The sequence below is a fragment of the Pseudomonas cavernae genome (genome assembly GCF_003595175.1).
Taxonomy (GTDB): Bacteria; Pseudomonadota; Gammaproteobacteria; order Pseudomonadales; family Pseudomonadaceae; genus Aquipseudomonas; species Aquipseudomonas cavernae.
This window is the reverse complement of the sequence record NZ_CP032419.1, coordinates 4,883,434-4,902,143: the sequence shown is the minus strand read 5'-3', so window position 1 is coordinate 4,902,143 and position 18,710 is coordinate 4,883,434. Positions and strand designations below refer to the sequence as shown.

The following is an 18,710-nucleotide window of genomic DNA, read 5'->3' as shown; positions in this document are numbered from 1 at the left end:
AGGGTGGAAGGCATTGATGGTCCCACGCTCCGGCGTGGGAACCCACCCGGGGGCGCTCCGCGCCCCGCAGACGCAGAGCGTCTGGAGCTGCATTCCCACGCAGAGCGTGGGAACGATCAGCGGTTCAGGCGCGCGCCGGGAATCGCCAGCAGCTCGGCGAGCGCCTGGTCGAGGGTGGCGATCAGGCGGTCGACGTCGGCGGCGCTGGTGTCCGGGCAGCACAGGGTCATGTTGTGGAACGGCGTGATCAGGATGCCGCGGTTGATCAGGTACAGGTGCAGGGCCATCTGCAGCTCGTCGTGGAACGCCGCCTCGGCGTCGGCGCCGGTCTTCGGTGAAACCGGGCAGAACTGGAACTCGCTGCGCGCGCCCAGCTCGGTCACCGACCACTGCAGGTCGTGTTTGGCGATCAGCCCGCGGAAGCCATCGGCCAGGCGCTTGGCCAGCGGCAGCATGTGGTCGTAGGCGGCCTGGGTCATCACCTGTTCGAGGTTGGCGCGCATGCAGTGCATGGCCAGGGCGTTGGCCGACAAGGTGGTGCCCATGCCGCTGTGGCCGTGGCCCTGGCTGCCTGCGCTGGCCTGCTGTCGGGCCTGCTGCATGGCCTCGGCCATCGCCGCGCTGCAGCCGAAGATGCCGCAGGGCACGCCGCCGGCGATCGGCTTGCCGACCACGAAGAAGTCCGGCTCGAGGCCCCACAGCTTGGTGCAGCCGCCGATATCGGTGGAGATGGTGTGGGTCTCGTCGATGATCAGCAGCGCGCCGTACTTGCGCGTCAGCTCGCGGCACTGCTGCATGAAACCGGGCTCGGGCAGGACCATGCCGATGTTGGTCATCGCCGGCTCGCACAGCAGCGCGCAGACGTCGCCCTGGGCCAGCGCGGCCTCCAGCGCTTGGATGTCGTTGAACGGGATCGCGCGGCTGTACTGGGTCAGGTCGTAGGCCTGGCCGACCAGCCCGGAGCGGTGCACGGTCGCGCCGTCGCGGCAGCGCACCATGACGTCGTCGACGGTGCCGTGGTAGCAGCCGTCGAACACCAGCAGGGTCTTGCGCTGGGTGATCGCCCGCGCCCAGCGCAGCACGTAGCGGTTGGAGTCGGTGGCGGTGGCGGTGACCTGCCAGTAGGGCAGGCCGAAGCGCGCGGCCAGCAGCTCGCCGGCGACCACCGCGTCCTCGCCGGGGAGCATGGTGGTCAGGCCGCTGCCCGCCTGTTCGGCGATGGCCCGGGCGATCGGGTCGGGCGAGTGGCCGAACATGGTGCCGGTATCGCCGAGGCAGAAGTCGATGTATTCGTGGCCGTCGACGTCATAGAAGCGCGCGCCCTTGGCGCGTTCGACGAACAGCGGGCTGGGCGTCGACCAGTCGGCCATCCAGTGCATCGGCACGCCGCCGAACAGCGAGTGACGGGCGCGCTCGGCGAGGGCGACGGATTTTGGGTTCTGCTCCAGGAAGCGCTGCCGTTCACGGGCGGCGAAGGCTTCCACGGCAGCTGCGGCGATACCACTGGCGGTCATGTTGAACACCTCGTTCGAATTTCCGCACATCGTCATTTGTGATCACAAATAAGTCAAGATCTGTGTATTGAACGGTATTCCTGTACAGTTACTTCATGTTTGTGATCACAGATGGTGAAGAAAATGGAAATGCGCGGACAAGTAGCGTTGATCAGTGGGGTCGGCAGCGAGCAGGGCATCGGCATGGCCATCGCCCGCCGTCTCGGGCGCCAGGGCGTGCGTCTGTTGCTCACCGCCAGCAGCGCGCGGGTCGAACAGCGCGCCGCCGAACTGCTCGCTGAGGGAATTGAAGCACGCGCACGGCCGGCCGACCTGACCGCCGAGCAGCAGGTCGGCGCCCTGGTCGAGTGGGCCGAGCAGCAGTGGGGCCGGGTCGACATCCTGGTCAACAACGCCGGCATGGCCATGCAGGGCAGCCCCGAGCCGTTCGCCGCGCTGGCGGCGATGGACCTGGCGACCTGGCAGCTGTCGCTCGGGCGCAACCTGACCAGCGCCTTCCTGCTCAGCCGCGGCGTGCTGGCCGGCATGCAGGCGCGCGGCTACGGGCGCATCGTCAACATCAGCTCGACCACCGGCACCCGCGGCAGCAACCCCGGCGAGGCCGCCTACAGCGCGGCCAAGGCCGGCATGCTCGGCATGAGCATGGGCCTGGCACTGGAGGTGGCCAAACAGGGCATCACCGTCAACAGCGTGGCGCCGGGCTGGATCGCCACCGGTTCGAGCACCGCGGAAGAGCAGCACGCCGCCCAATACACGCCGCTCGGCCGCGCGGGCCGCCCGGAGGAAGTGGCGGCGGCGGTGGCCTTCCTCGCCTCGCCGGAAAGCAGCTACATCACCGGCGAAGTGCTGGTGGTGGATGGCGGTAACTGTCTGATCGAAAACAAGGCCCCCTGCTGAATGGCTGCGCGTCGGCCAGGCGGCGTTGCAGGGGCACCCGAAAATGCTCATTGACTGCAGTCAACTGCGCTTTTCGAGTGCACCTGCGCCTAGCCTGGCTCTAGCTCGCTCATTCAGGCGTCCATGCCTCTTCAGGAGAACCCCATGCGCAACTGCTCGCTGACCCTCGCCCAACTTCCCGCCCCACCGGCCGGGGGGCGCTGAGACCATGGCTGACAACCTGCAGGAACAGCTCTACCAACGTCTGCGCGAAGGCCTGCTGGCCGGGCGCTTCCAGCCCGGCCAGCGGCTGAAGATCCGCGACCTCGCCGCCGAGTGGGGCACCAGCCCGATGCCGGTGCGCGCCGCCCTGCAACGCCTGGTCGCCGAGGGCGCGCTGGAGGGCGAGGCGCAACGTTCGCTGCGGGTGCCGGCGATGACCCGCGAACGCTTCCAGCAGCTGCTGCAGGCGCGCCTGGCGGTCGAGGGCCTGGCGGTGGAGATCGCCGCCGGCCGCCTGAGCGCCGCCGAACTGACGACCCTCGAAGACTGCGTCGCGCGCATGGAAAGCGCGCTCGAGCGCCGCGACGTGCAGGGCTATCTGAACGACAACAGCCGCTTCCACCTGACCCTCTACCGTGCCTGCGCCAACCCGGTGCTGCTGCGCATGATCGAAGGGCTGTGGCTGCAGGTCGGGCCGTTCTTCAACCGCCTGTTCACCGAAGCCGACCTGTCGCTGCGCCTCAACGACTTCCACGACGACGCCCTCAAGGCCCTGCAAGCCGGCGACGGCAAGGCCGCGCGGCTGGCGATGGAGCAGGACCTGAGCTACTTCGGCCAATCGCTGCTGAATCTGCTGGCGCTGGAGAACGGCGGCTAGGGCTGGCAGCGCAGCGGCCGGTCGCGCCACTGTGGCCAGGCCTGGGCCCAGCCTTCGGCATGGCTGACCCCGGGTAGCACGGCAATCTCCAGGCAGTTGGCCGGACCCAGTTGACGTCGATACAACTCCAGCAGCTGCGGCGGCACTATGGGATCGGCGGCGCCGGCCAGGTGGCGCTGGGGAATCTGCGCCAGCCTGGCACGCTCGCTCAGCGGCTCGCGAGCGTCCTGCAACAGCCTCAAATGCAGCAGTTGCGTCCACTGCGTGGGCGTCAGGTTGCCGGCCAGGGTCTGCACCAGCTCGACGTCGTCGCGCCGCGCGGCGAGCAGCAAGGCCAGCGCGCCACCGCCGGAATAGCCGATCAGCTCGAAGCTTGGGTTGCCGTAGCGGCGCTTCAGCTGCTCCAACGCCTGATCCAGGCTGGCCAGCACTTCCGCGGCGAAGCGCCGATCGGTCCACAGCGCCGGCCGACAGGCCGGGGCGCTGACGAACTGGCAGGGCCGCGCCAGGTAGACGCTGGGCTGCGGGTCGCTCAGCGCCAGTTCGGCCAGCAACAGCTGGTGCGGACTGGGATCGAGGCTGGGCTGGCTGGCAGTCGCCCAGGCATGACCCTCGCCCTCCAGATAGACGCGCAAATGGCTCGCCGCCGGCGCTTGTTGCGGCAGGCTGAGGGCCAGCGGGAAGGGCGCAGTCGGATAGATTTCCACCCGATGCGCGTGGGCGGCGCTGAGCTGCTGCAAGCGCTGCAGGGGGGGCTGGCAGCCGGCCAGCAACAAAGCGAGAAAGAACCAGGCCCGCCTAAGCACCTGTTCAAGGTCTCTCCGGTGACCGCTCCGTGTCGGCGTAATGGTGGATAAGCAAAGCGTTATCCACCCTACAAAGCTTAGCCCCCGCCACGGGCAGCGGCCGAATCGCGGCCTAGGCTGGTGCCGGGCGCGCCTTGCTCGGCGTCCTGCCTCACACCCCGCCGCGCAATGGCTGCAATCGGCGGCCAAGGTTTTGCCCTGCCTGGCTGCGGAAAACCTTGAATCTGCACGGAGGCAAAATCCCTTCGATTGGAAATCGATAGGAGTAATTAAAGTTAAATGGCTACAACACTTTTAGTTGTAACTTTTAGTTAACGCTTTAGTTGGTTTTAACTTTTTAGCACTAATGATTAGCGCAAAGCGATCTGATAAAAATGGTCGCTCTATGCCCCTTGAGTCTAAAATTCACTCGCAAGTTTTGCCTTCTCGAATGGTGCGGCTCGTCCTTCTAAAGGAAGAGTAACTGTGCGCCTGTTTTAGTGTGACTATTGATTATTGCGGGGGATTAACTATTGAGCTGAACATGCTGCATTAATAGAAGAGGACAAAAGATGAGACGCTTGAGCATATTCATAGTAACCCTGATTTCTCTCATGCTCATGGGCGCTGCAACAGCCTTTGCGGCGGCGCCTTCGGCGCAGAATGACCGCCCCGACTGGCAGCCGTTCGAGGGCATTGGTTCTAACTTCTGCAATGGAGAGGATATCGCCGTTACCGGGAAGTTTTTATCTGAATTCAATGTTATGCAGGATGCTTCCGGTGGGGTGCACGTCGTGGTCCAACAAAGCACCCGCGGCACGGGCGTGGGATTGACCAGCGGTGCCAAGTATGTGCTCGGCGATTCTGCGAGCGGCGCGTCAACCGAAACCACCGCCGGTGTTGTGACTGGCACGCAGCCAATTTTAGTAAGGCTGATCGCGTTGGACCCGGACGTGCCGGATCTGTTCATACGTGCTCTTTTTCACTTCACGATCAATGCCAATGGTGAAGAGACGTCGGTTGTCGACACATTCGAAGTTTTGTGCGACCGCCAACCCGTATAGGTAATTGCTCGGCGGTTGCACTCAGTTTTGGCAGCCGCCCATTTTTTCACCGGCCGGCCGAGCCTTCGGAGCCTTCCATCGGCCAAAGGGGTCGCAGTGATTAATCTGAACTAAATCACTACGGCCCCTTATCGCTAATGTCTGCGACCCCTTTAGTTCGTAGCTCGCAACAAAGATAGATAACGCAACGGTGGGTAAAAAGTTAACGACTACCAAAGTCCACAAGGAGCATGTCATGAAGAACAACCTACAGAATTTACACGGCGTTAGAGCAAGAGTTAGCCTTGCTGTGCTAGTGCTGATCGTGGGGCTTGGCATCACCCCCACCTATGCAGACTCTCTATACGTTGGTGATCAAAGTGACAATACGGTGAAGCGCTTCGATGCAGTCACCGGGGCATTTCTGGGTGAATTCGTCAAGAAAGGGAATAGCCCAATAAAAGGGCCCAGGGGCCTCATCTTTAACTCGGATGATGATCTACTGGTTTCCAATCAGAACGCCGGAGCCAACAAATCAGGGGAGATTTTGAAACATAGCGGCGCGACCGGCAAGTTCTTGGGCGCGCTTATTCCCCACAATACCCCGAACGCACCTTTTGCGCCTAGCGGCATCGTCCTGAGGATCGTCCCGGGGGATGATGTCCTGTTCGTCGCCGACCAGTCAGGCACAGGGAAGAACAATCCACCCGGCAGACTACTGGCATACACAGGAAACGGGGTGTTGCTCGCCGACCTGACGCCCGATCCCGTTACTGAGTTTCCGGGGGCGTTTTCCACGGATGAGTTTCATCCGCGCGGCGTCGTGCTCGGACCTGACGAACTCCTCTATGTTTCCGTCACCCATGACCTCGACCCACAAAGCGCCAATTTCAACCCGTTAGTCACCCCGGTAGCCGGTTGGATTCTGCGCTTTGACCCCAGCGATAACGGGTCCTTTCATAGCGTCTTCGCCCGCTACACAGACGCCGGGTGTGCCACCCATCTCCACCGCCCGGACGGCCTAGCGTTTGGGCCCGATGGAATGCTTTATGTCGCCGCTTTCCGCGCAAACCCCAACGACACGGACAAGATCCTGGTCTTCGATGGTTCAGGGACGTGCGTGAACCAGATCGATCTGTATCAGCCCGGCCAGGCGCGTGCCTTTGCACAGGCATTGCTCTTTGGCCCAGAAGGCGACCTCTTCGTCCCGATAAGCGGCGGCGGACCCGACACCGGGGCGGTACGCCGCTATAACGTTACCACCAAAGCCTTCAGTAACTTTGTACCCCCAGCCGTGCAGGGCGGTCAGTTGGGGCAAGGGTGGTATCTGACCTTCGGAGAAACGGACCCCGGCACGCTGAAATACAATCCTTAAGCGCGCCAAAGGGGTCGTAGTGATTAATCTGAATTAACTCACTACGACCCCTTATCGCTAGGCGATGACGTTGAGTGTGATTTTTGATTCTTGCGGGGGGATTAACTATTGAACTGAACATGTTGCATTAATAGAAGAGGACAAAGTATGAGACGCTTGAGCATATTCATAGTAACCCTGATTTCTCTCATTCTCATGGGCGCTCCAGCCGCCTTTGCGGCGGCGCCTTCGGCGCAGAATGACCGCACCGGCTGGCAGCCGTTTGAGGTCGTGGGTTTTAACCCCTGCTATCCAGAGGATGTCGCCATTACCGTGCAGGCTTTATTTGAACTGAAGGTTATGGAGGATGGATCCGGTGGGCTGCACACCGTAATCCAATCCCAGCTCCGCGGCACTGGCGTGGGATCGGTTACCGGTGCCAAGTATGTGGTCCGCGACACTGCGGTCTACACGGAAACCGCTACGACCGCCGGTGTGGTGACTTTCGGGGTGCCAATCACCGGCATGATGATCTCGTTGGACAGGGACGTGCCGGATCTGTACTACATTATTCATTTTCACCTCACGTTCAATGCCAAGGGCGAGTTGACGTCGGAGGTCGGTAAATTCGAATTTTTGTGCCGATGAATCACGCACCGCCGAGTCATATAGGTAATTGTTTTTTTCACCGGTCGGCCGAGCCTTCGGAGCCTTCCGTCGGCCAAAGGGGTCGTAGTGATTAATCTGAATTAAATCACTACGACCCCTTATCGCGACCATCCATAGTTAAACGGGAGAGGGGCGGAGTAATTAAATTTAAATGTTGACGACCCTTTTCGTTGCAGGTGGTGATCGATGCGGCCAAGGTTGCTCATGGACAATTCACCTTGAAACCCTGACCCAGACTGCCCAAAGCCCTGTCGAACAATGAATCAGCCCGTAGGTGCAATAAGCGCAGCGCATTGCCCCGAGGGCGTCGAGAGGGCATGCGGCGCAATGCCGTTGCATCAGCTGATTGCGCTCCTCCCGGCGCCGTTACGGCCAACCAACTGTTTCCGCATATTGCCCGCGCCTGCCGGGGCGCTGGCTGATGCTACCCTGGCCGCTCCCGCGCTGGCGGGTATTTAATAGTCCCCTTATTCCACGCGGCTCCCGCGGAGCCAGGAGAGAATCCGAGCACGGACGCGGGCGCTTGCCCGTCAGAGTGCTCAGCAGCCGAAGGAGTTTGCCGCCATGCATGCCATCAGTTTTATCCAGGATCTGGCGGTGATCATGCTGATTGCCGGGATGGTCACCATCCTCTGCCACCGCTTCAAGCAGCCGGTGGTGCTCGGCTACATCATCGCCGGCTTCATCATCGGCCCGCACACGCCGCCGTTCGCCCTGATCCACGACGAAGACACCATCAAGACCCTCGCCGAGCTGGGAGTGATCTTCCTGATGTTCTGCCTGGGCCTGGAGTTTTCCCTGCGCAAGCTGTTCCAGGTCGGCGCCACGGCGTTCATCGCCGCCTTCCTGGAAATTGCCCTGATGATCTGGATCGGCTACCAGATCGGCCAGTTCTTCGCCTGGAGCAACATGGATTCGCTGTTCCTCGGCGCGATCCTGGCGATTTCCTCGACCACCATCATCGTCAAGGCGCTCGGCGACCTGAAGATGAAGCAGGAGCGCTTCGCCCAGCTGATCTTCGGCGTGCTGATAGTCGAGGACATCCTCGGCATCGGCATCATCGCCCTGCTGTCGGGCATCGCGGTGAGCGGCGCGGTGGAGACCGGAGAGGTGTTCGCCACGGTCGGCAAGCTGTCGCTGTTCATGATCGTCGCCCTGGTGATCGGCATCCTCCTGGTGCCGCGCCTGCTCGCCTACGTGGCGCAGTTCGAGAGCAACGAGATGCTGCTGATCACCGTGCTTGGCCTGTGCTTCGGCTTCTCCCTGCTGGTGGTCAAGCTGGAGTACAGCATGGTCCTGGGCGCCTTCCTGATCGGCGCGATCATGGCCGAGTCGCGCCAGCTGGAGCAGATCGAGCGCCTGGTGGAGCCGGTGCGCGACCTGTTCAGTGCGATCTTCTTCGTCGCCATAGGCCTGTTGATCGACCCGGCGGTGCTGGTCGAGTACGCCTGGCCGATCGCGCTGATCACCCTCGCGGTGATCCTCGGCAAGGTGATCTCCTGCGGCACCGGCGCCTTCCTCGCCGGCAACGACGGGCGCACCTCGCTGCGCGTCGGCATGGGCCTGTCGCAGATCGGCGAGTTCTCCTTCATCATCGCCGCGCTGGGCGTGACCCTGCAGGTCACCAGCGAATTCCTCTACCCGGTGGCGGTGGCCGTGTCGGCGCTCACCACCCTCAGCACGCCGTACCTGATCCGCGCCGCCGACCCACTGGCGTTGCGCCTGGCCGGCTGGATGCCGGACAACCTGGCACGGGTGTTCGGTCTGTATGGCGACTGGCTACGCAGCATCCAGCCGCAGGGGCAGAGCGCGCTGCTGATGGGCATGATCCGCAAGATTTTGCTGCAGATCGGCGTCAACCTGGCGCTGGTGGTGGCGATCTTCCTCGCCAGCGCCTGGTTTGCCGAGAGCCTGGCCGGCTATCTGCAACCATGGATCGCCCAGGGCAATCTGCAGAAGGCATTGATCTGGGGCGGTGCGCTGCTGCTGTCGTTGCCGTTTTTGATCGCCGCCTACCGCAAGCTCAAGGCGCTGGCGATGCTGCTGGCCGAGCTGGGCGTGCGCCCGGAGCAGGCCGGCCGCCACACGCTGCGGGTGCGCCGGGCGATCGCCGAGCTGATCCCGCTGCTGTCGCTGGCCGGCATCCTGGTGCTGCTGATGGGCCTGTCGGCGAGCATCCTGCCCACCATCGAGCTGCTGGTGGTCATCGGTGTGCTCGCCGCCGGGCTGATCGCCTTGCTGTGGCGCTGGTTCATCCGCGTGCACACGCGCATGCAGGTGGCGCTGATGGAGACCCTGGAGCAGGGCAGCCAGCACAACGGGCATTGAATCGGCGGGCGTCGGGCTGCGCGGTGTTCGGCGGTTTCCCTCGTAGGTTGGGTTGAGGGGCGCAGCGCCGAAGCCCAACAAGTGGCGGTTGTCACAGCTTCTTTGCTGGGCTCGGCCTCGTCGTTGGGCTTCGCTGCGCTCAGCGCCAACCTACAAGAGCGGGTTCGTGCCGGGGCTCAGCTCTCCAGCCACACATCCCGCGCCCAGTGCCACACCGAATCCCAGGTCTCGTCGGTCAGCTCGCCCTCGGCGCCGGACCACAGGGTCACCTCGCCCTCGATGTCGACCACGTAGTAGTCGCGGCCGTCCTGGCAGATCGGCACCAGGTCGCGCGGCACGCCGAGGTCCCAGGCCACCGAGGCGACTTCCGGCAGGTAGGTGTGCGACTGTGGATCGCTGGCGGTCACCGGCTCCAGGTGGCCGTAGACCACGTCGCTGACCTTGAGCAGGAACTCGCGCAGCTCGAAGGGCAGGTTGATCAGCAGCTGCTCCTCGATTTCCACCAGCAGGTCTTCGTCCGGTAGCTCCAGTGGCACCGGTACCGGCTCGTTGAGTTCGCGCAATTGTTCGATGACTTCTTCCATGCCTACAGGCCCTCGTGCAGTGGGATGCGCTTTATACAGTAGCCGCTGTGTGGGTGGAAAAATCCGCGGGTCGGATGGTCGTAAAATCTGCCGCCGGCCCTGGCTGGGCTGACTAAAATTTGAGCAGAAGTATTGCGGTTTCGCCAAGGCCCTCGGGCTGGGAGGTACATCATGCAAATGGCCAAAACCCTACAACGCAGCCTGGAAAGCGCGCATTGCGAATTCGAGCTGGTCGCCCACCCGCACTCGGCGACCAGCCTGGAGTCGGCGCGGGTGGCCTACGTGCCGGCGGAGCGCCTGGCCAAGTCGGTGATCCTCGATGATCGTCACGGCCACTACCTGATGGCGGTGGTGCCGGCCAGCCGTCACCTCGACTTGGGCAAGGTGCGCACGGACGCGACGGACTGGCAGCTGAGCAACGAGGCGACCATCGCCGGGCTGTTCCACGATTGCGAACTCGGCGCCGTGCCGGCGTTGGGCGAACCCTACGGCATGAAGATGCTGGTCGACCCGCAGCTGACCCGCCAGCAGGACATCTACCTGGAGGCCGGCGATCACCAGAACCTGGTGCACCTGCAGATGGACCAGTACCTCAAGTTGGTGCCGCACGCCGAGGTCTGCGAGCTGTGCCACTGAAAGGACGCCCACCCGTGCAGCAGCGGCCTGCCGGGCGGCCACTGACGCTGCCGGCGACGGCGCCGCCACGCTTCTACTTGCGCCGCTCGATCGCCCGGCGCCGGCACCGCCGGCACTGAAACGACAAACCCGGGCAAGCCCGGGTTTGTTCATGGCGCAGAAGGATCAGCCGTTCTGGCGGATACCGGCCACCAGCCAGGGCTGGTTGTCGCCGTTGGCGCGCTCCATGCGCCAGCTTTCGCTGAAGGCTTCGCCCTGATCGAAGCGCGAGCTCTTGGCCACTCCGTTGAATGTCAGGGTGGCGACGGTCTTGTCGGCCAGTTCGTCGACGCCATCCAGCTGCAGCTGCAGGTCGTCGATATAGGTGGACTGGTAGGCGTCACCCAGGCTGGCGCGTTCTTCCTTGAGGAAGTTGAGCATGGTCGGGGTGAAGTACTCGACGAGCTTGTCCATCTCGTTGGCATCCCAGTGCTGCTGCAGGGCGAGGAAATGCTCGCGGCCCTGCTCGAGGAAGCGCTGCTCGTTGAACCAGGCCGGGGCATTGATCCGCGGCGCGGCGGCTGCGGAGCTACCACCGAAGATCGATGGCTGCGGCGCGACCTGGTCCGGCATCTGCCGCTGGAACGGCGCATGACCGGCGGCGGCTGGCTGGCCGTGGGCCTGGCGTTTACGCCACGCGGAGAAGAGGCGGAAGGCGAGGAAGGCGAGCAGGCCGACGATCAGGAAGTCGAACATCTGGAAACCTTCGAAGCCGTCGCCCATGAACATCGAGGCGAGCAGACCGCCAGCGGCGATCCCGGCCAGTGGGCCGAGCCAACGCGAGGCACCGCTGGCGGCGGCTGGCGCGCGACCTGGCGCGGTGGGGGCGGCGGCTGGAGTGCTGGGCTGGGCCTGGCGAGTCTGGTGGGTCGGCGCCGAGCCGAACGACTTGCCGCCGCCCAGACGTTTGGCGGCATTGACGTCGAGGCTGAGCGTCAGGCCGACGCACAGGGCCAGAACGAGGCTGAGAACGCGTTGCATAGGGAATTCCCGTTTGATGGATGGCACGCGCGCCATGCTGCCCCGTCTTGGCGTCGCTGGCTAGCGACAGAATGTTTCCGGATTTATGTCGGCTGCCGCTGGTCAGCCAGGGCCATCTGCAGGGCCATCTGTGTTACACCTGCGGCAGAATGCTCCGAGGACGCACGCCGTGTACATTCCCTCCGCTTTTGCCCAGACCGATCTGCCGAGCCTGCACGACCTGATCGAGGCGATGCCGTTGGCGACCCTGGTCAGCCAGGATGTGCAAGGCCTGCAGGCCAGCCACCTGCCCTTGCTGCTGGCGCGCGAGGAGGGCGAGTTCGGCACCCTCTACGGCCATTTCGCCCGCGCCAATCCGCAGTGGCGCGGGCTGGCCGGCGGCGAGGCGCTGGTGCTGTTCCAGGGGCCGGAGGGCTATGTCAGTCCAAGCGTCTATCCGAGCAAGGCGCTGCACGGCAAGGTGGTGCCGACCTGGAACTACCTGGCGGTGCATGCCTACGGCCGGGTCGAGCTATTCGATGAGCGCGAGCGGCTGCTGGCGCTGGTCTCGCGTCTGAGCGCGCGGCATGAGCAGGGGCGGGCGCAGCCCTGGGCGGTGAGCGACGCGCCGGCCGACTACATCGACGCCATGCTGCGCGCCATCGTCGGCTTCGCCATCCCGATCAGCCGTCTCGAGGGCAAGTGGAAGCTCAGCCAGAACCGCGATGCGCAGGATATCGCCGGGGTTCGGCGCGGCTTCGAGCAGTCCGTGCGGCCCGAGGAGCAGCGCCTCGCTGGGCAGATGGCGGCTTGGCCGCGCGATGACTAACAGGCTGTTGAAAAACTACCTGCGTTGCCGATACGGCGTTAAAAACGGCCTCGGCAAGCAGCTTGCTGCTAACGCGCTTTAGCGCGGCCCGAAGGGCGAGTGAAACGAGTCATGCTCATTTACCGCACGTAAGCTGCGCTTTTTCGGCCGTTTTTGCCTTGTCTCGGCTGCCTCGCCTACGTTTTTCAACCGCCTGCTAACGGCGCAACAGGCGTTGCAAGGGGCCGCGTGTCAGCTGGCGGCGCAGCAGGGCGCGCAGCTCGCTCTGGCCTTCCGCGGGGTGCCGTAGCCAGTGCACGAAGGTGCGCAGATACACGCCAGTCAGCAGACTTTCCTCGACGATGCGCGCCAGATGATGGTTATCGCGGCGCGCCGCTTCGCGCCACCACTGCACGGTGCGGCTGACCCGCAGCAGGCCGAGTACCTGCAGGTGGAAATGCCCGGGTTCGAGCTTGTACAGCAGCATCTGCCCGGTCACCGTACGGTGCGGCGCCAGGCTGTGCAGCCAGGTCAGCAGCAGTTCCTCCAGACGCTGCGCGGCATCCAGGCCGATCAGCGCCTCGGCCTGGGCGTGGGCCAGCAGGGCCCGGTCGGCGCGGTCGAACCAGGCTTCCACCAGATCGTCCTTCTGCCGGTAGTGGCGGCCGATGGCCTCCAGGCCGACGCCGAGTTCGGCGGCCACCGCGAACAGCTGCAGGCGCTCCCAGCCGCAGAGGTCGGCGAGTTGCAGGGCGGTGTCGAGGATCTGCTCGGCTGAGGGTGACGCGTGGGACATGGGAGGCACCTCCGCCTTTCAGTATGGCCGGGTGCATCGCCCGGGCCATGGCTGGCGACCGGCGGAGCCGTAGGGCGGGTGGGGGTGGATGTCGCTTGGCACATCCACCGGCTTGTGGTGGAAAACGCTGCTCGGTTTTCCACCCTACGGGCTGCGTTTGGCCGCTACAGCGCTTGCAGCTTGGCGTAGGCGAGCATCAGCCACTTGCTGCCTTCGCTCTCGAACTTCACCTGCACCCGCGCCTGGGCGCCGGCGCCTTCGAAGTTGAGGATCACGCCGTCGCCGAACAGCGCGTGGCGCACCGCCTGGCCGAGGTTGAAACCGGTGTCCGGCACGGCGGCGCCGGCGAACAGCGCGCTGTTGCTGTAACTGCCGCCGGCCAGCGGCCGGCTGACGCTGTTGGACAGGCGCACTTCCTGGATCAGCGCCGGCGGAATTTCGCGGACGAAGCGCGACACCTTGTTGTAGGTCTCGCTGCCGTACAGGCGGCGGGTCTCGGCGTAGCTGATCACCAACTGCTGCATGGCGCGGGTGATGCCGACGTAGGCCAGACGGCGTTCTTCCTCGAGGCGCCCGGGCTCCTCCAGGCTCATCTTGTGCGGGAACAGGCCTTCCTCCATGCCGACCAGGAACACCAGCGGGAATTCCAGGCCCTTGGCGCTGTGCAGGGTCATCAGCTGGATGCAGTCTTCGTCGGGACCGGCCTGGGTGTCGCCGGCCTCCAGCGAGGCGTGGCCGAGGAAGGCCTGCAGCGGGCTGAGGTCGTCCTCCGGCTCCTCGTTGTCGAAGGCGCGCGCGGCGCTGACCAGTTCCTCGAGGTTTTCCACCCGTGCCTGGGCCTTCTCGCCCTTCTCTTCCTGGTGATAGGCGAGCAGGCCGGATTGCTCGATGACGGTCTGGGTCATCAGGTGCAGCGACATCTGCTCGACCTTCAGCGCCAGTTCGTCGATCAGCTCGACGAAGGCGTTCAGCGCACCGGCGGCGCGGCTGCTGACCAGCTTGTTGCCGACCGCCTGGTGCAGCGCCTCCCACAGCGACAGCTGCTGCTGGCGGGCCAGCTCGCGCAGGGTTTCCACGGTCTTCTCGCCGATCCCGCGCGGCGGCACGTTGATCACCCGCTCCAGCGCCGCGTCGTTGCCGCGGCCGTCGAGCAGGCGCAGGTAGGCCATGGCGTTCTTGATCTCGGCGCGTTCAAAGAAGCGCTGGCCGCCGTAGATACGGTAGGGAATCTTCTCGCGCAGCAGCGCTTCTTCCAGCACCCGCGACTGGGCGTTGGAACGGTAGAGGATGGCGATCTCGCTGCGCTTGAGGCCGCTCTTGCGCCGCGCGTCCTCAATCGACTCGACCACGTAGCGCGCTTCGTCGTGCTCGTTAAAGGCGGCGTACAGGCTGAGCGGCTCGCCGTCGCCGCCGTCGGTCCACAGCTCCTTGCCCAGGCGCCCCTGATTGTGGGCGATCAGCGCGTTGGCGGCCTTGAGGATGCCGGCGGTGGAGCGGTAGTTCTGCTCCAGGCGGATGGTTTGCGCATCGGCGAAGTCATCGCCGAACTGCTGGATGTTCTCGATCCGCGCGCCGCGCCAGCCGTAGATCGACTGGTCGTCGTCGCCGACCACCATCAGGCTGGCGCCGCCCTTGGCCAGCAGGCGCAGCCAGGCGTACTGCACGGCGTTGGTGTCCTGGAACTCGTCGACCAGGATGTGGCGGAAGCGCCGCTGGTAATGTTCGAGCAGGCCGGGGTGGTCGCGCCACAGGTCCAGGGCGCGCAGCAGCAGTTCGGAGAAGTCGATCACCCCGGTGCGCGCGCAGGCCGCTTCGTAGGCCTCGTAGATGCTGCGCATGGTGGCGAGGAACAGGTCGCCGCTGGCCTGGATGTGCTGCGGACGCAGGCCCTCGTCCTTCTGGCCGTTGATGAACCACTGCGCCTGGCGCGCCGGCCAGCGCTGTTCGTCGAGGCCGAGGTCGCGGATCACCCGCTTGACCAGGCGCTGCTGGTCGTCGGAGTCGAGGATCTGGAAGTTCTGGTTCAGCCCGGCTTCCTGCCAGTGCGCGCGCAGCAGGCGGTGGGCCAGGCCGTGGAAGGTGCCGACCCACATGCCCATGGGGCTCTGGCCGAGCAGCTGCTCGATGCGCACGCGCATCTCGGCGGCGGCCTTGTTGGTGAAGGTCACCGACAGGATCGAATGCGCCGAGGCCTGCTCGACCTGGATCAGCCAGGCGATGCGGTGCACCAGCACGCGGGTCTTGCCCGAGCCGGCGCCGGCGAGGACCAATTGACGCCCCAGTGGCGCGGCTACCGCCTGGCGTTGAGCGTCGTTGAGGGAGTTCAGCAGTTGGGAGAGATCATCTTGCATCGCCGCATTGTAGGGATCGCGCCGGGGCAGGGCAAACCAGCGGCCGGGGCAGCGGACGAGCGAACTCTACTAAAGATGGGCGGGCACGCATGCGAGCCTTGGGCGATGCTGCTTGCTCCGGTATGCTCCGCCGATCCCTAGGCAGACTATTACAAGAACAGCGCCTATGACCGAGACTTTCAGGCCCAGCCGTAGCGGGCCGTCCGTGGACGCCGATCGCGAGATCCGCCGGCAGTTCATCGCGCAGATCGCCGTCGAGCGCACCCGCCTGCTCTATCAGGGCTCGCGGATTCCCACCCTGTTCATGCTGCTCAGCGGTCTGGCCTGCGCCTTCCTGCTCTGGGATGCGCAGCATGGCCTGTGGTTGTCCGCCTGGCTGATCGGCCTGCTGGGGCTGGCGCTGCTGCGGTTGATCCAGGTGGCGGCCTTCAACCGGGCGCTGCCCAGCCGCCAAGTCAATCCGCACTGGTGGCGCATGTTCCTGCTCGGCGCCGGCGCCTCCGGCCTGTGCATGGCGGTCGGCGCCATCGCCCTGGTGCCGCCCGAGGCCTTCATCCTGCAGGCGCTGGTGTTCGGCCTGATCGCCGCGGCGATCCTCTCCGCCAGCGTCGCCTACGCCATCAGCATGACGGCCTTCCTGACCTTCGCCTTGCCCTGCCTGATCCCTTCGGTGACCTATCTGCTGCTCAACGAGCACCCGCTGCTGCGCGGCTGGGGGCTGCTGGCGGCGATCCTGCTGGTGGCGCTGACGGTGGTGGCCTGGCAGGTCAACCGCCTGGTGCAGCGCAGCCTGTTGCAGCGTTTCCACAACCAGGCGCTGATCCAGGGATTGGAGCAGGCCAAGGCGCAGGCCGAAGGGCTCAACCATGAGCTGGCCCGCGAGGTGGAGCAGCGCCGCCGCGCCGAACGCGAGCTGCGCCAGGCGCATGGCGAGTTGGAGATGCGCGTGGTTGAACGCACGCGGGAGCTGGCGGCCACTGGCCAGGCCCTAAGCAAGAGCGAGGAGCGCCTGGCCCAAGCGGTGGAGGCCAGTCAGCTCGGCCTGTGGGACTGGAACCTGGAAACCGACGAGGTGCATCACTCGCAGTTGCAGGCAATCTTCGGCATCGAGCAGGAAGACGTGAAGGGCGTGCTCAGCCACCTCAAGCCGCGCCTGCATCCGGAGGATCTGCCGACGCTGCGCCGGGCGCTGGTCGAACACATGAAGGGTCGCAGCGACGGCTACCAGATCGAATACCGCGTGCGCCACGCCGACGGCCGCTGGCTCTGGGTCGAGGATCGCGGCCGCGCGGTCGAGCGCGACGCCGGCGGCAAGGTCCTGCGCATGCTCGGCACCCGCCGCGACATCAGCGCCTGGAAGCACCGCGAGGAAGAACAGCGCCTGGCCGCCACGGTATTCGAGGCCGCCAGCGAAGGCATCATCATCCTCGATCCGCAGTACCGCGTGCTGGCGGTCAACCAGGCCTACAGCGAAGTCACCGGTTATCGCCGGGACGAGTTGCAGGGGCAGCAGGTCGCCGGCTTGGTCAAAAACCGCGACACCCGCCGCCAGTACGAGCGGATTCGCGAGGAACTGGAGCAGAGCGACAGCTGGCAGGGCGAGCTGATGGAGACGCGCAAGAGCGGCGAACTCTATCCGCAGTGGCTGCAGCTCAACGTGGTGCGCGACAGCCAGGGCCGGGTCAGCCATATCGTCGGCTTCTTCGCCGACCTCTCGGCGCGCCGCGAGGCCGAGGAGCGCCTGCGCTACCTGTCGCACTACGACGAACTCACCGGCCTGGCCAACCGCGCACTGTTCAAGGAGCGCCTGCACGAGGCCAGCCAGCGCGCACGCCAGAGCGGCCGCAGCCTGGCCCTGCTGCACATCGATCTGGATCGCTTCAAGCTGCTCAACGACAGCCTCGGCCACGAAGTCGCCGACCAGCTGCTGCGTCAGGTCAGCCGCCGTCTGACTCAGGCGATGCCGGAGGCCGATACCCTGGCGCGGCTGTCCGGCGACGAATTCGCCGTGCTGCTGGATTCCTACGGCAGCCTGTCGAGCCTGGCGCGCACCGCCAGCCGGCTGTTGGCCAAGCTGCGCGTGCCAATGAACATCGGCGGCCACGAGCTGGTGGTCAGCGCCTCGCTGGGCATCAGCCTGCTGCCGGACAACGCGCGGGAAATCTCCACCCTGGTCACCCAGGCCGGCATGGCCATGCAGCATGCCAAGCACCTGGGCGGCAACACCTTCCAGTTCTTCACCGACAATCTGCAGGCCTGCACGCTGGAACGCCTACAGATGGAAATCCAGTTGCGCAAAGGCATCGAGCTGGGCCAGCTGGAGGTCTTCTATCAGCCCAAGCTGTGCCTGGCCGATGACAGCCTGAACGCCGCCGAGGCGCTGGTGCGCTGGCGCCATCCCGAGCTCGGCCTGGTGCCGCCGGGCGAGTTCATCGGCCTGGCCGAGGAAACCGGACTGATCGGCGCGATCGGCGAGATCGTCTTGCGCCGCGCCTGCCAGCAGGCGCGCGAGTGGCAACGCCAGGGCCTGGCCGATCTGCGCGTGTCGGTGAACATCTCCATGCATCAACTGCGCCAGGGCAACCTGGTCAGCCTGGTGCGCCAGGTGCTGACGGAAACCGAACTGCCGCCGCGCCTGCTGGAGCTGGAGCTGACCGAAAGCCAGCTGCTGGATAACGTCGAGAGCGTGATCAGCACCTTCCGCCAGCTGCGCGAACTGGGGGTGAAGCTGGCGATCGACGACTTTGGCACCGGCTACTCGTCACTCAGCTACCTCAAGCGCTTCCCGGTCGACTACGTGAAGATCGACCAGACCTTTATCCGCGACCTCTCTGCCAACGGCGAGGATGCCGCCATCACCCGCGCGATCATCGCCATGGCCCACAGCCTGGAGCTGAAAGTGGTGGCCGAAGGGGTGGAAACCCAGGCGCAGATGGACTTCCTCAAGGCCCAGGGCTGCGACGAGATCCAGGGTTACCTGATCAGCCGACCGGTGGAGGCGCAGGTCTTCGCTCAACTGCTCAAGGAACAGGCCGCGGCGCTCTGGCAGTAACAGCACGCGCTATCAGTGTTACGGCCGCTGGCGCC

15 protein-coding genes are annotated in these 18,710 nt (G+C 64.9%); 9 read left to right on the top strand and 6 right to left on the bottom strand.

The features are described from left to right. Window positions 1-116: 116 nt before the first annotated feature. The gene (locus D3880_RS22335) at window positions 117-1,514 is read right to left on the bottom strand and encodes an aspartate aminotransferase family protein (RefSeq protein WP_119895815.1); all 1,398 of its coding nucleotides are present in this window, start codon (window positions 1,512-1,514) and stop codon (window positions 117-119) included. A gap of 111 nt (window positions 1,515-1,625) precedes the next feature. Between D3880_RS22335 and D3880_RS22330 the strand changes: the two genes are divergently transcribed. After that, a complete protein-coding gene (locus D3880_RS22330; protein WP_162935033.1) occupies window positions 1,626-2,411 on the top strand; it encodes an SDR family NAD(P)-dependent oxidoreductase in 786 nt (261 codons plus the stop codon). Between the two features lie 208 nt (window positions 2,412-2,619). Continuing rightward, window positions 2,620-3,270, top strand: coding sequence for a GntR family transcriptional regulator (locus tag D3880_RS22325; protein ID WP_119895588.1), 651 nt, complete (start codon window positions 2,620-2,622; stop codon window positions 3,268-3,270). On the opposite strand, the gene D3880_RS22320 is transcribed toward D3880_RS22325, so the two are convergent. Continuing rightward, window positions 3,267-4,076, bottom strand: a complete 810-nt coding sequence (locus D3880_RS22320; protein ID WP_119895587.1) for an alpha/beta hydrolase — start codon at window positions 4,074-4,076, stop codon at window positions 3,267-3,269. The genes D3880_RS22325 and D3880_RS22320 overlap by 4 nt on opposite strands. A 551-nt stretch (window positions 4,077-4,627) precedes the next feature. On the opposite strand from D3880_RS22320, the gene D3880_RS22315 reads away from it, so the two are divergent. From D3880_RS22315 to D3880_RS22300, 4 genes are all read left to right on the top strand, one after another. Then, window positions 4,628-5,119 carry a hypothetical protein gene (locus tag D3880_RS22315; RefSeq protein WP_119895586.1) on the top strand — a complete coding sequence of 164 codons (492 nt, stop codon included), beginning with the start codon at window positions 4,628-4,630 and terminating at the stop codon, window positions 5,117-5,119. Between the two features lie 235 nt (window positions 5,120-5,354). After that, entirely contained in the window at window positions 5,355-6,473 is a 1,119-nt protein-coding gene (locus tag D3880_RS22310) for an NHL repeat-containing protein (RefSeq protein ID WP_218567585.1), read from the top strand. Between the two features lie 147 nt (window positions 6,474-6,620). Next, window positions 6,621-7,100: a hypothetical protein gene (locus tag D3880_RS22305; RefSeq protein WP_119895585.1), complete on the top strand. Its 480-nt coding sequence runs from the start codon at window positions 6,621-6,623 to the stop codon at window positions 7,098-7,100. Between the two features lie 585 nt (window positions 7,101-7,685). Continuing rightward, window positions 7,686-9,449, top strand: coding sequence for a cation:proton antiporter (locus D3880_RS22300; protein ID WP_119895584.1), 1,764 nt, complete (start codon window positions 7,686-7,688; stop codon window positions 9,447-9,449). A gap of 176 nt (window positions 9,450-9,625) precedes the next feature. On the opposite strand, the gene D3880_RS22295 is transcribed toward D3880_RS22300, so the two are convergent. Beyond that, window positions 9,626-10,033, bottom strand: coding sequence for an SMI1/KNR4 family protein (locus D3880_RS22295; protein ID WP_119895583.1), 408 nt, complete (start codon window positions 10,031-10,033; stop codon window positions 9,626-9,628). Between the two features lie 171 nt (window positions 10,034-10,204). Here D3880_RS22295 and D3880_RS22290 point away from each other — a divergent pair, with 171 nt between their 5' ends. After that, window positions 10,205-10,669, top strand: coding sequence for an aminoacyl-tRNA deacylase (locus D3880_RS22290; protein ID WP_119895582.1), 465 nt, complete (start codon window positions 10,205-10,207; stop codon window positions 10,667-10,669). Window positions 10,670-10,834: 165 nt separating this feature from the next. On the opposite strand, the gene D3880_RS22285 is transcribed toward D3880_RS22290, so the two are convergent. After that, window positions 10,835-11,689 carry a Tim44 domain-containing protein gene (locus tag D3880_RS22285; RefSeq protein WP_119895581.1) on the bottom strand — a complete coding sequence of 285 codons (855 nt, stop codon included), beginning with the start codon at window positions 11,687-11,689 and terminating at the stop codon, window positions 10,835-10,837. A 169-nt stretch (window positions 11,690-11,858) separates the two neighbouring features. Between D3880_RS22285 and D3880_RS22280 the strand changes: the two genes are divergently transcribed. Then, on the top strand, window positions 11,859-12,497 hold the full coding sequence (locus D3880_RS22280; RefSeq protein WP_119895580.1) for an FMN-binding negative transcriptional regulator: 639 nt from the start codon (window positions 11,859-11,861) through the stop codon (window positions 12,495-12,497). A 196-nt stretch (window positions 12,498-12,693) separates the two neighbouring features. Here the strand turns inward: D3880_RS22280 and D3880_RS22275 are convergent, their stop codons facing one another. Both D3880_RS22275 and uvrD read right to left on the bottom strand, forming a co-directional pair. Next, entirely contained in the window at window positions 12,694-13,272 is a 579-nt protein-coding gene (locus D3880_RS22275) for a TetR family transcriptional regulator (protein WP_119895579.1), read from the bottom strand. 164 nt (window positions 13,273-13,436) lie between these two features. Next, window positions 13,437-15,623 carry a DNA helicase II gene (gene uvrD, locus D3880_RS22270; protein WP_119895578.1) on the bottom strand — a complete coding sequence of 729 codons (2,187 nt, stop codon included), beginning with the start codon at window positions 15,621-15,623 and terminating at the stop codon, window positions 13,437-13,439. 166 nt (window positions 15,624-15,789) lie between these two features. On the opposite strand from uvrD, the gene D3880_RS22265 reads away from it, so the two are divergent. Further along, entirely contained in the window at window positions 15,790-18,675 is a 2,886-nt protein-coding gene (locus D3880_RS22265; protein WP_119895577.1) for a putative bifunctional diguanylate cyclase/phosphodiesterase, read from the top strand. Window positions 18,676-18,710: the final 35 nt, after the last annotated feature.